The sequence below is a fragment of the Oceanisphaera ostreae genome (genome assembly GCF_042676125.1).
Classification (GTDB): Bacteria; Pseudomonadota; Gammaproteobacteria; order Enterobacterales; family Aeromonadaceae; genus Oceanimonas; species Oceanimonas ostreae.
In genome coordinates this window covers 17,872-30,969 of sequence record NZ_JBHTJS010000022.1, presented here as the reverse complement: position 1 = coordinate 30,969, position 13,098 = coordinate 17,872, and the positions used below count along the sequence as shown (strand labels likewise).

7 protein-coding genes are annotated in these 13,098 nt (G+C 49.4%); 1 reads left to right on the top strand and 6 read right to left on the bottom strand.

Annotation, left to right across the window (positions count from 1 at the left end):
- Nucleotides 1-231: 231 nt before the first annotated feature.
- The 4 genes from acnB to zipA form a co-directional block, all read right to left on the bottom strand.
- On the bottom strand, nt 232-2,829 hold the full coding sequence (gene acnB, locus ACFQ1C_RS06120) for a bifunctional aconitate hydratase 2/2-methylisocitrate dehydratase (protein ID WP_379557719.1): 2,598 nt from the start codon (nt 2,827-2,829) through the stop codon (nt 232-234).
- Between the two features lie 240 nt (nt 2,830-3,069).
- Nucleotides 3,070-5,352 (bottom strand): patatin-like phospholipase family protein, encoded by a 2,283-nt coding sequence (locus ACFQ1C_RS06115; protein ID WP_379557718.1) that lies wholly within the window; start codon nt 5,350-5,352, stop codon nt 3,070-3,072.
- 225 nt (nt 5,353-5,577) lie between these two features.
- Nucleotides 5,578-7,611 carry an NAD-dependent DNA ligase LigA gene (ligA, locus tag ACFQ1C_RS06110; RefSeq protein WP_379557717.1) on the bottom strand — a complete coding sequence of 678 codons (2,034 nt, stop codon included), beginning with the start codon at nt 7,609-7,611 and terminating at the stop codon, nt 5,578-5,580.
- A gap of 356 nt (nt 7,612-7,967) precedes the next feature.
- Nucleotides 7,968-9,092: a cell division protein ZipA gene (zipA, locus tag ACFQ1C_RS06105; protein WP_379557716.1), complete on the bottom strand. Its 1,125-nt coding sequence runs from the start codon at nt 9,090-9,092 to the stop codon at nt 7,968-7,970.
- Between the two features lie 376 nt (nt 9,093-9,468).
- Between zipA and cysZ the strand changes: the two genes are divergently transcribed.
- A complete protein-coding gene (gene cysZ, locus ACFQ1C_RS06100) occupies nt 9,469-10,230 on the top strand; it encodes a sulfate transporter CysZ (protein WP_379557715.1) in 762 nt (253 codons plus the stop codon).
- Here cysZ and ACFQ1C_RS06095 read toward each other — a convergent pair.
- Together ACFQ1C_RS06095 and ACFQ1C_RS06090 are read right to left on the bottom strand one after the other, a co-directional pair.
- Nucleotides 10,194-10,742 (bottom strand): DUF882 domain-containing protein, encoded by a 549-nt coding sequence (locus ACFQ1C_RS06095; RefSeq protein WP_379557720.1) that lies wholly within the window; start codon nt 10,740-10,742, stop codon nt 10,194-10,196. The two genes, cysZ and ACFQ1C_RS06095, sit on opposite strands and share 37 nt — an antisense overlap.
- 487 nt (nt 10,743-11,229) lie before the next feature.
- A complete protein-coding gene (locus tag ACFQ1C_RS06090; RefSeq protein ID WP_379557714.1) occupies nt 11,230-12,891 on the bottom strand; it encodes a L,D-transpeptidase family protein in 1,662 nt (553 codons plus the stop codon).
- Nucleotides 12,892-13,098 lie beyond the last annotated feature (207 nt).

Here is a 13,098-nt window from a genome sequence, read left to right as displayed (position 1 = left end):
CACTATTTACGCTCTTGTCACAACGAATACAAGAACAACTCTTTACCGTATTGTCTGTCCGATCAATCCTTGATCAAATTGAACGAAAACTGATCATGCGTCGGCCCTGGGTTCAGAGGCTACCCAGTAGCCTCTGAACGTTGACGTTAGTCCTATTAAAAGGTCACATTTACAGACAAAAAAAGCCAGCCCGAGGGCTGGCTTTAACGTTTCTATTATCTCTTTAACCCACTAGATAGCTTGCTGAAAAATAACCGTGTCGGCTTTTTCTACATAGCTGTCTAACTGATCGAAGTTCAAGTAACGATAAGTGTCGGCGGCAGTAGCATTCAACTGCTCGGCGTAGGTCATATACTCGGCAACCGTTGGCAACTTACCGTGAATAGCAGCCACGGCGGCTAATTCAGCAGAAGCCAAATACACATTGGCGCCCTTACCTAAGCGGTTCGGGAAGTTACGGGTCGAGGTCGATACCACAGTGCTGTTATCTGCTACGCGGGCTTGGTTACCCATGCACAGTGAACAACCGGGAGTTTCGATGCGCGCACCAACACGGCCAAAGATACCGTAATAGCCCTCGTCAGTAAGCTGATCTCGGTCCATCTTGGTCGGTGGCGCTACCCACAAGCGTGTTGGCAACTGACCTTTGTACTGATCAAGCAACTTACCTGCGGCACGGAAGTGGCCGATGTTGGTCATGCAAGAACCAATAAATACCTCTTCAATGACTTCACCGGTCACTTCAGACAACAAACGCGCATCATCTGGATCGTTAGGCGCACACAGAATCGGCTCTTTAATGTCGCTCATATCGATTTCTAGTACATGTGCGTATTCAGCATCGGCGTCCGCTTCCATGAGTTCTGGGTTAGCCAACCAGTCTTCCATGCCCTTAATACGACGCTCTATCGTACGACGGTCGCCATAACCTTCGGCAATCATCCACTTCAACATCACAATATTAGAGCTTAGGTATTCGGCAATCGGCTCTGCGCCAAGCTTAATGGTACAACCGGCAGCAGAACGCTCAGCAGTAGCATCGGCCAACTCAAAGGCTTGCTCAACTTTCAGCTGTGGCAGACCTTCAATTTCGACGACACGACCGGAGAATTCGTTGATTTTTCCGGCTTTAGCAACGGTTAACAAGCCATTCTTAATACCAAAGTACGGAATAGAATGTACTAAGTCACGCAGAGTAATACCTGGCTGCATTTCGCCTTTAAAGCGTACCAAGATTGACTCTGGCATATCCAGTGGCATCACTCCGGTAGCGGCAGCAAATGCCACTAAACCCGAGCCCGCAGGAAATGAGATACCTATCGGGAAACGAGTATGCGAGTCACCACCGGTACCTACGGTATCGGGTAGCAACATGCGGTTTAGCCAAGAGTGGATAACACCATCGCCTGGGCGCAACGATACACCGCCTCGATTCATAATAAAGTCGGGTAAGGTGTGGTGCGTGTTCACGTCAATCGGCTTAGGATAAGCCGAAGTATGACAGAACGACTGCATGGTTAAGTCAGCAGAAAAGCCGAGGCATGCTAAGTCTTTCAGCTCGTCTCGCGTCATCGGGCCAGTAGTATCTTGAGAGCCGACCGTGGTCATTTTTGGCTCGCAGTACTGGTTTGGTCGCACGCCTTTTACGCCACAGGCCTTACCGACCATTTTTTGAGCTAGCGTAAAGCCTTTGTTAGACTCTACAACCGCTGCCGGGCGCTTAAATACATCAGATACTTCTAAGCCCAGCGCTTCACGTGCCTTGTCGGTTAAACCGCGACCAATGATCAATGGAATTCGACCACCAGCACGCACTTCGTCTAACAACACTTCGGTTTTTAGGCTGAAGGTGCTTAATACTTCATCGCTGTTATGAACGCAAATTTTGCCTTCATAAGGATAAATGTCGATCACATCACCGGTGTTAAGCTTGTCTACATCACACTCAATTGGCAGTGCGCCAGCATCTTCCATGGTGTTGAAGAAGATTGGGGCAATCTTGTTACCGATACAAATGCCACCGGCACGCTTGTTGGGTACAAACGGAATGTCGTCGCCCATGTGCCATAGCACAGAGTTAGTCGCAGACTTACGGCTAGAGCCGGTGCCCACTACGTCACCCACATACACCAGCGGAAAGCCTTGCTCTTTTAAGGTAGCCAGCTCTTTAATAGGGCCAATGGTGCCATCTTCGTCCGGTACTATACCTGGGCGCTCGTTTTTCAGCATCGCTAAGGCGTGCAACGGAATATCGGGGCGTGACCATGCATCTTGCGCCGGTGACAAGTCATCGGTGTTGGTTTCGCCAGACACCTTGAATACCGTCATGGTTATCTTGTCGGCCAGCTTGTTACGCTTAAGGAACCATTCTGCATCGGCCCACGACTGCATCACTTGCTTAGCAAAGGCATTACCGGCCTTGGCTTTTTCTTCAACGTCGTGAAAGGCGTCAAACATCAGCAAAGTATGGCTTAAGGCGTTAGTCGCAATCGGTGCCAACGCATCAACGTCCAGTAACTCAACTAATGGCGCTATGTTATAGCCGCCCTGCATGGTGCCCAGTAGCTCAGTAGCCTGCTCGGCAGAAACGACGGACGAGCTTACTTCGCCTTTAGCGACGGCGGCCAAAAAGCCGGCTTTCACATAAGCGGCTTCATCAACACCTGGCGGAATACGGGTAGACAGTAATTCATAAAGAAAGGATTCTTCGCCAGCGGGAGGGTTTTTGAGTAATTCAACCAGGGCGGCAACTTGCTCTGCGTCGAGGGGTTTAGCAACAACTCCCTCGGCGGCACGTTCTTCGACGTGTTTACGGTAGGCTTCAAGCACGACTGTATCCTCTTATTATCATTCGCCATCTCGGGCGGAAATATCCTTGTTTGGGGCTTGTGCTCGGGGATTATGCCTTGCTACAAACACCCTAGCGGATGCCGCTGCAGTATATAAGTTTTAACGCTAAATTAAAATCGAGCCCCCAATACCTTTGCTCAAATACGAGACTAAGCCGATGTTTTTTAAACTTATTATTCGTATATTTGTCGGCTAAATCACACAAATAAATTATTCACATCAAAAGCTGAACAGGTTACCAAAATACAGGTAGATACTACTTTTATCGGCTTCGCCTTGGCCATAAGCTAGATACAAAGGCCCCCAGTTGGTGTCTACCCCGACGAAAATGCTGCCGGCCGTGACTGCGGATTCCCAACTTACGTCGACACCTTTGTTCCACACCCCCCCTCGCTCTAGCGAGCCGCCCAAATAAACGGGCGAGCGAAAGGCCCCAAAATCATTATCAAACCAGCGGTAATGATACAACAAACCAGCAAAACCACTGTAGCGACCACTGAGTTGGTCGCGCTGATAGCCCGATAAGTTGAACAAGCCGCCTAGGCTGCGGGCAAATACCGGCACCTCTTGCTCGGCACTCGAGCCCCCCAGTACCAACTTGCTAATTAAGGTATGACGATTAAACGTATAAGGTTGTAACCATTCCAGCTCATAATCGAGCCCGGTCACGCTGTTACGCTGGTTATCAAACTCTAAAGTATTGCGAAAGTACCCCAGCTTTAGCTCTACTGCCGCCCCATGTGAGGGAAAAAATACATTATCTAGGGTGTCGTAACTAAAGCGTAAATAGGGACCAACGGAAGCCACATCTAGTTTTTGATCTATATTGCGAGCATCAATATCACCCACTACCCCCTGCACGCCCAGCGCTAACTCACTCCAAGGCCTCAAGTTATAGCCTAACTCCGTGTTCGCGCTCCAAGTGGAATAATCCACCTCTAGGCTGGTAAGTGGCCGAAACAATTCATATTGCGGATCCGTAACATCAAAGAATAAATTACGCTGGCGTTGCTCATACTCGCCACGCAGTTTCCAAAACACATTAGAGTCGGACGCCACCGGCGTATAAATTTCGCTAGCTACCCGCTTATTACTGCCAAAAGTAGCTTCTACCAGCCATTCTCCGCCCAGCATATTGATGTTAGTACGCCGAAACTGGGCGCCAATTTCATAGTTAGAGCGGCTGGTAAAATCATCTTCTAAGGCAAACTTTAAATCGATAAAGCCGGGGCCCCAGCCTTTTTCACTGGTTTGCACCGTAAGCACCTGCTCGCCCTCTTTATCTTCAATGCGATAGCTCACTCGCTCAAACGCATCGAGGGCATAGAGCCTGCGTACGCCTTCTTCCAGATCTTCGGTCTTATGAAACTGCCCAGGTACCAAACCCAATACATCACGGATCACTTGCTCACTCAGCTTAGATCTATTTTTTACCTCAACGCGATCCAGATACACCGCATTCGATCGCTGCAGTTGAGCACGGCGATCCAGCTTCTCCGACTGATAGGCAAAATACTCTTGTTCGCTTAACGATAATGTCTGTAACTGAGATAACAAGCTGTGTGCGGCTTGTTCTCCTCTGAGTATCGCCTCGGGCATCAGCTCAAAATCACCCACTCCAATACCGTCAATCGCTGGGCTGATTAAAATATCCTGCTTTTGCATCAGCGCAATTTGGCGTTCGGTGCTGGAGCGCGTCAGGTAATTAGTGAGCTGACTCACCATTGCCAGCGCACCATCGAGTTGGCTTCTCGATAGCATGGCATCGCCAATATCGACGGCAATCACGATGTCGGCCCCTAAGGCGTACGCCACATCCACCGGCATATTATTCACTATCCCGCCATCGGCCAGCAGTCGATAATCAATTTCTACGGGTTGCAACACGCCGGGTATCGACATAGATGCCTGCATAACGGTGGCCAAATGGCCTTCTTTTAAGATAACGGGAGTAACGGTTTCCATGTCGGTAGCCACCGCACGAAAGGGAATTGGTAAATCGTCAAAACTGTGCAAGCCGGGTAAATTCAGAGTACTGCTACGCAGTAACGCCCCCATGGCTTGGCCTTGAAAAAAACCACCGGGCAAGCTTAGTTGCCAGTTCTGGTTAATGCCGATATCGGTGCGTAATAAAAACTCGTCATTTTGTCGCTTACGGCGTAGCGAAAGCTCATCGCGCCCAACCTTATCTTGGTATCCCTCATTCCAATCCAATGTCAGTAATTGCTGCTCGAGTTCTTTGGCATCCAGCCCTAAGGCGTACATGCCCGCCACATAAGCGCCCATGCTAGTGCCGGTGACAATATCAACCGGAATACGCAGCGCTTCCAGCACCTTGATAACACCCACATGGGCCGCACCTTTAGCACCGCCGCCACTGAGTACCAAGGCCACTTTGGGACGTTCGACAATGGCTGGCTCATCCATGTCTTTATCGTGCACTTGGCCATAGGCAAGGCTGACATTGAGCCATAGCAATAAACACAACAAGTAGTGGCGCATGTTAACAAACACTCAAAGGAAGCACGGTGAACCATTGTAAGGGGGACGGACAAAAAAGACAGCAGTAGGCATAAAGAGCTGCGTCAATCGAACCATAAAACCGTATTTTTAGTAACCGCATCTTGGTTCACAACACGCTAGGGTGCGCTGCTTTTAATTCACATTCTGTACTGCTATCAGAGATACAGAATGTGAGTTTAAAGTGAGTACGTTTTTCGCTTGGCGCTATCTACTGTTATTCAACAGCGCTAGTAGGCCGTCTTCATCAAGAATGGGAATTTCTAGCTCTTGTGCTTTTACTAGTTTGGATCCGGCGGCTTCGCCTGCAATCACACAGTTGGTTTTGGCGGATACCGAGCCGGCAACTTTAGCACCCAGTGCTTGCAATGCAGCTTTGGCGTCACTTCTCGACAGCTGGGTTAAGGTACCCGTGAGCACAAAGGTTTGCCCAGCTAACGGCTGTTCATCTGCAGCCAACTTTTCTATTGCGGGCCAGTGCAGCCCACAACCGCCTTGCTCCTGTGATGCCACCAAAGCTTGCACCACAACTTGGTTGTCGGGCTGGCGAAAGAAGTAATAGAGGTGTTTGGCGACGATTTCACCTACGTCTGACACCTCTAACAGGCTGTCAACGTCGGCGTGCATGACCGCCTCTAGTGTTAAAAAGTGCAGGGCTAAATTATTGGCGGTGGCCTCGCCCACTTCGCGAATACCTAATGCATACAAAAAGCGTGGTAAGGTCGTTTCTCGGGCTTTATCTAGCGCCGCTAATAGCTTGCTGGCCGACTTATCGCCCATTCGCTCCAGCTGTAATAAGGTAGCATGGGAGAGCTTAAATAAGTCGGCTGGGGTTTTTATTAGCTCTAAGTCCACCAACTGCTCAATCACCTTGGTGCCTAGGCCTTCGATATCTAGCGCCTTACGCGATGAGAAATGCTTGATGGCTTCTTTTCGCTGGGCTGCACAAAACAAGCCGCCGGTACAACGCGCCACTACTTCGCCTGCTATGCGCTCAATATCTGCGCCACACACCGGGCACTGCTCAGGAAACGTCACTATACTGGCATTCGCTGGCCGCTTTTCTAATACCACGGCGACCACTTGCGGGATCACATCACCGGCGCGACGAATAATCACGGTGTCGCCAATCATTACGCCCAAGCGGGCAATTTCATCGGCATTATGTAGGCTCGCATTTGACACCACTACCCCTGCTACTTGCACGGGTGCGAGTTTGGCGACGGGAGTGACGGCACCGGTACGCCCCACCTGAAATTCTACGTTAAGTAACTCGGTGAGCTCTTCTTGTGCCGGAAACTTGTGCGCGGTGGCCCAGCGCGGTGCGCGCGCCACGAAGCCCAACTGCGTTTGCAGCGCCAGATCATTAACCTTGTATACCACGCCATCTATTTCATAAGGCAGCTGATCACGACGATTTAAAATATCGGCGTGATATTGCTCGCAGCCCGCACGCCCTTGCATGCGTTTAACTTCAGGGCTTACCGGCAGCCCCCAACCGTTAAGCCGCTGCAAGGTATCAAAGTGGCTGTCTGCCAAGGGACCGCCTTCGACTAGTCCAACACCGTAGCAATAAAACGACAACGGACGCTTAGCGGTAATGCGTGAGTCCAATTGACGTAAACTACCCGCTGCGGCGTTACGCGGATTGGCAAACACCTTGTCACCCTTGGCCAATGCGGCTGCGTTCATGGCGGCAAAGCCGGCGCTGGGCATAAATACCTCGCCGCGCACCTCTAGACGATCGGGCCAATCGTTGCCTGTTAATTTAAGCGGAATCGCCTTAATGGTACGTACATTCTCGATAATACCTTCGCCGGTGCTGCCATCGCCACGGGTAGCGGCCTGCACCAGTTGTCCTTGCTCATACAACAAACTCACCGCCAAGCCATCTAGCTTGGGCTCACAGCAAAATTCCACCTCAGTGCTGCTACCCAATCGAGACATCAATCGCTTTTCAAAGGCGGCCAACTCATCTTCGCTAAACACATTATCTAGCGACAGCATGGGCAGCGCATGGCGCACTTCAGGAAAGGCTGATACGGGGGCGCCACCCACTTTTTGGCTAGGGGAGCTGGCATCTAATAATTCTGGGTTAGCTTGCTCTAGTGCAATCAGCTCGCGCATTACTCGATCGTATTCGGCATCGGGCACCGTGGGGGCATCGGCTACGTAATATTGTTGGTTATAACGTTCGAGTTGCTCACGTAAGGCAGGGATTTGGGATTTGGCATCATGCATCGAGAAGTGTCCGCTTAAATAATTCGGTAAATGGTGAAGGGTAAAGGGTGAATAGGACGTCACTGAACTAAATTATCCTGCTCCGTTGAGGCGAGCTTGCCTCACCATGACGAATCATTTCAGCTTAATCTAATATCCGTGAATATTCGTAATAGGCTGAAATGGTGAGTATCAACTCCTAAATCGCTGAGCTACAGAGTTCGGTGCCAGTCTTTAGCTGACGGCTTAAAACGTACCGCACGTCTAGCTTGATGATCGATGCTACGTTGAACCCTTCACTCTTTACGCTTCACCCATTTTGGTATTACAAACAAAAAATGCGGCCATTAGGCCGCATTTCAATTTAACCGTAAACGTTACTGGGCCTGGCTGTCGAAGTCTCGCAACTGCTCTCGACAATGTGCCAAGTAATCGGGGCTAAGTGGTCGACGCTCGGCATCCAGCAAGAGACCATCCAACGTTTCTGACATGTTTTCTGCGGCTTGTACCATTAAATTAAATTGGTTTTTTGCCATGCCAGGCTTTGGCAGCTGCATGAAAATAGACACCCCTGGCGAGCTAAACTCTGCCATGGCATTGGGGTTGAATGTGCCAGGCTTAACCATATTGATTAAGCTAAACAGTGGCTCACCTTGTGCATTCGCGCCTTGGTGGCGATGAAAAATATCCATATCGCCAAAACTAAAATCAGCTTGCGTGAGCGCCCGAATAAGATCGTGCCCCTTTAACTGCTGATTAGGCTGAGCGACCAAGTTGATCACATACACATCTTGCCACGTTTTAGGCACTTCACGCAGTGGTCGAACCGGCTCCGGGGTATCAGGAGTAAGAGCGGGCTCTGGCTCAGGCACACTCTGCTCGCTCAATTCGGGTTCGCTCAGTTCAGGCTCAATACGTTCGCGGCTGCCATCAATGGACGTACTAGCAAGATCTGTTTCACTGTGATCGCGATGTGGCTCATCAAACAGCGGGTCTATTTCGCCTTCTTGATAGCGACGCATCCGTTGTTCGGCCTGGGTTTCACTTTTAGCATCTGTTTTTGCCGCTAGCTGACTCGTCTTGGGGGCCTCACGCTGCTCTGCCGGCGACTGACCCATTTCAATGTCGGCACGGGTTTCTTCAACGGCTGAAAACGCACTGCTAGATAACCGTGGCGGCAAACTTAAGCTAGGCTCATCGTCATCATCATTAATAGCCGAAAAGTGCGGAGTATCGTGCCAATCATCAGCTATTTCAGTTTCATCAACCAAAGAAGCCGCCTGATGGCCGCTACCCGCTACCCGTACCTGACCAATGCCATCGCGATCAAAGCCGTCCGTGTCTGTTTCTGTACTATCTGCCTTCTTATTGGCAAATGTTTCAATGGGCTTTTCTCGTATGGGTTTCTGACGCCCTTTCTGGCTCGTCCACAAACCGTGGATCAGCAAAGCAGCAATCGCCACCGCACCCAGAATGATCAAGATAATTCGCAAATCCTGCATTATCGTTTCTCTAAATTTTTGCTTAAGTGTTAAGCCGTGTCGCCGACGCAAGTAGAAATAACATGACTTGAGCCGGAATGTTATCGAAGACAATTACAAGGGTATGTTTACCATCAGAGTTTGACAAGAGTCATATAGGCGAGGATAGGAGAAAAATCGTCATTTTGTGTATTTTTATCTACGATAGTCACCGTTATTGCGGTCAAGTGTGGAGTTTAGTAGTAAAAACGAGCAGTCTCTAGTTACCAACCTAATTTACCGAGGCTACGACAGATGGCTTCGCTGCTACATTCAATAACTCATTTTTTGGCAACTACAGGCTTGGCAGCCTAGCACTTGCTCTTTAAAATATTATTTTTTATCAAGGACCTCTTTTATGTCAGCCTCTTACCATACGGCCAGTGGCCCACATTATTTACTTCGGGGTTTATCGCTAATTTTAGAGCGCGACTTACGACTTTTTGTACTTATTCCGCTAGCCGTTAATTTATTTTTGTTCGGGGGGGCTTTTTATTGGTTTTATTTACAGCTAGACCAGCTATTCGCTTGGTTTGAAGGCGCCATCCCCAGCTACTTACAATGGCTAAGTTATATACTGTGGCCGTTGGCCATTATTTCTATCGCCGTGGTGTTCTCGCTTATATTTACCAGCGTTGCCAATTTTATTGCTGCGCCGTTTAACGGCTTGTTGGCCGAACGGGTAGAACTAAAACTTACCGGCGCCCCATTGCCCGATGCCGGTTGGCTTGACCTGATAAAAGACACGCCTAGGATGCTGGCCCGTGAAGTCCACAAAATGTGGTATTACTTGCCACGGGCACTAGGGTGTTTACTGCTATTTTTAGTGCCCGTGTTGGGCCAAACACTAGCACCGCTAATGTGGTTTGCCTTTAGCGCTTGGATGATGGCCATACAATACTGTGATTATCCTTTCGATAACCACAAAGTAGATTTCAACCTTATGCGACGCTCTTTAGCAGAAAAACGCTCACTTAACTGGGGGTTTGGAGCCACCATAGCACTGTGTTCAAGCCTGCCGGTGATCAACCTGTTAATCATGCCAGTGGCCGTTTGTGGAGCCACGGCCTTATGGGTTGACCATTATACCCAGCTGCGTACTGGCCCGGTATCCAGGTGAACAAAGTTGGAGCTAGGGTAATAACCTACGCCGCCTACTTTTAAATCTAGTGCCGCTTTGCGCAGCTGTGATAGCGGAACATTGGGCAGGCGCAAGTCTATGGCCTGCCCTTTCATGTGATAGCTTTTTTTGGCTACACCACTGCTTTTACGGCGCAGCATGGCGTTAGTGGTTGGCGAGCGATAGCCGGAAATAATTTGAATCTCACCGGCTTTGCCTAGTCGATGCTGTAACAAAAACAATTGATCGAACAGCTTGGGATCGATGTCGTGCTCTTCGTTTTGACGAAAATCGCGCATCACATGATTAAAGGTATTCAACCCTTCTTTCAGGTAGCGTCCTTCTTCCCAAAAGTTAGCAGTAACTTGCTCGCCAGTATGCAGATTATGCAAGCTAAGTTTGCGCACCGGAGCCGATAGACTCGCCTGCGCGGATAGCGGCAGCATAGCAGCCACACCTAACCCACCCGCCCCCATTAAAAATCGACGACGACTCACACCTTGTTGCTGCATAGTGTCTTGTTGTATATCAAGCAGTTGTGCGTGTTGTTTTTCTCTTGCAAAATTAAACATAGTTACAAACTCATTATTTTAAATACTACACAGGTGCACCTGCCAAACAAAAACTCGGTGGTGAAAGGTCAGCAGACCCGAGTCACAACTCGACGTTAAAAGGGAAAAGTAAAAGCTGCCATCATCCATAACTGGCATTTTTTTAACTATCAGCTTTCGACGAATAAGATAAGATGCACCGTACTAATCCGCATAGAAAATACCCTATAACAGGTTAAAAAACCAACGCGATTTTGCGCGTAAACACCACATCAACTGATATTAGGCGCCAAACGGTTGATGCGACTGTATTTTAAAATAACCCTCTCGCCACCATACTGACACTCAACAGCAGATCAGTTTAAAAAACACAAAAAATACCGGAGCAAGTCCGGTATGGTAATCAGAGTTCAGTGGCAAGCGGTGTACTTTAGCTTAGCGCTGTAGCCTAACCCGCAGCAAAGGGGTTCTTTAAGCCCCGATCAAATTTATAAATATCATTACGATAATGCGGCACTCCATCCGCCCCTAACCATCCCGACCAATACACCATAAAAAGCGGTAATGGCTTTGCCACCTTGATCCAGCGGGTTTTACCGCTGGTTTTCAATGCTGCCAATCGGCTGCTACCCAGCTGATCCTGTAACAGCCAGTTGGCCAGCTGTTCGGCGCCTTCTACTCGTACACAGCCCGAACTTAAGTCTCGGCTGTCTCGGCCAAATAGCCCACGAGACGGAGTATCATGCAAATAGATGGCATCGCTGTTGGGCAAGTGAAACTTATAGGCCCCCAGCGCGCTACCGCGGCCGGGGCGCTGACGTAAGCGGTAGGGAAAGCCGCCCCCTTCTTCCAGCCGTCTCTGCCAGATAAATCGGGGGACTACGCCTTCCCCATCGAGCACCTCAAACCCTTGACGCTCTATGTAGCCCGGGTCTCGATATAATTTGGGCACTATGTCTTTGTTGAGAATCGAGCGCGGCACGTTCCACGGCGGGTTGAACACTACATTGGTAATTTTATTGGCCATGACGGGGGTTTTACGTGTATCTCGCCCCACGATTACATTACTTTCCAGCACCATTACCTGATTTTGATACAATCGCATATGGTATTCAGGAATATTTACCAATAGATAAGAAGAGGATAGCTCGTCGCTAATCAAGGTTCTCATCATGCTGCGCATCAGCAATTGCGCGCGGGTTAGCGGCGACGTATCTAACCAAGCATAAGTTTGCGGGCCTATAACTCCATCGACTGTGAGTCCGTGGCGCTGTTGAAAACGGCGCACACCTTCTTCCAACTTGGCATCGTACAATTGCGGGTCGCTAAACTCACTGGTGAGCGACGTACTGTTAACAGCAGCATTACCGATATTGCCACGCAGCAAACTGCTAACCGACGCGCTCGTCGCATTGGACGCACTAAAGGCCTCTTCACTCAGCGCTACACCTTCTGGCACCCCGGTGCTGTCTAGTTCAATATCCAATTCTGGTACTGTGTCCACGTCGGGTACCAAGGCCGTATCTACTTCCATCAACTTGGGCATATCACCCAGCAGCCGCAGCCGCTCTCTAATAGGCTCAACAACCGCTAGCCTTTCACCTGGGCGAACAGTTGCGGTGCGCAATCCTGGCCAAGCAAAGTCACGCTGTTCGATTAAATAGGTTAACTGTTGCTGTAACTGTAAATAATTAGCGAAATTAGGCGTAAGCCCCTGCACGAGTTGCCAGCGACGCTTTAATTGTCCGGCCAGTCGCAAATTATCTTGGTCAGCGGCAACCAGTGACAAGTCTGCTTTTTGCGTACGCAAATACTGTCTATCATTAAAAGAAAGAGTGGCCCAATAGCGCCAAAAACTTTGTAAACCCAGCAGCAGACGATCGTCGGCTGCATCCGAGGCACTTTCTGTGGCCACGGCCTGTTGCCACCACTCGGTTAGCCTGGGGTGTACATCAGCTAACGCCAATTCCAGCCCAAGCTGATGCAGCTGTTGGCGAGCCGCAGGCTCATCCTGCCAACTACTGGCCAGCGCACTACCAATACTTAAGTAAAGTACTAGCCACAGCCCGCTAACGGCTCGACATTTTTTTATCCATTTCCTGTCCATCATCGTAATGTCCGCCTCATCCCTTGAATCTCGCCTTGGTTTGGCTTAGCTCTCGCTCTTCCCATAATATTAAAGAATACCCTGCTTACTATAGCCTTAGTAGCAAACTTCCCTCTAATACACCATTATTTCCACTCGCAGTGATCGATTCATAATGGAATATCATTTTATCATTTAATAACATATGGTTATAACAATTCGTCATTTCTC

Excerpts from the sequence above, each read along its gene's own strand:
- ACFQ1C_RS06115 (WP_379557718.1), bottom strand. The coding sequence starts at position 5,352 with ATGCGCCACTACTTGTTGTGTTTATTGCTATGGCTCAATGTCAGCCTT.
- ligA (WP_379557717.1), bottom strand. The coding sequence starts at position 7,611 with ATGCATGATGCCAAATCCCAAATCCCTGCCTTACGTGAGCAACTCGAA.
- zipA (WP_379557716.1), bottom strand. The coding sequence starts at position 9,092 with ATGCAGGATTTGCGAATTATCTTGATCATTCTGGGTGCGGTGGCGATT.
- cysZ (WP_379557715.1), top strand. The coding sequence starts at position 9,469 with ATGTCAGCCTCTTACCATACGGCCAGTGGCCCACATTATTTACTTCGG.
- ACFQ1C_RS06095 (WP_379557720.1), bottom strand. The coding sequence starts at position 10,742 with ATGCAGCAACAAGGTGTGAGTCGTCGTCGATTTTTAATGGGGGCGGGT.
- ACFQ1C_RS06090 (WP_379557714.1), bottom strand. The coding sequence starts at position 12,891 with ATGATGGACAGGAAATGGATAAAAAAATGTCGAGCCGTTAGCGGGCTG.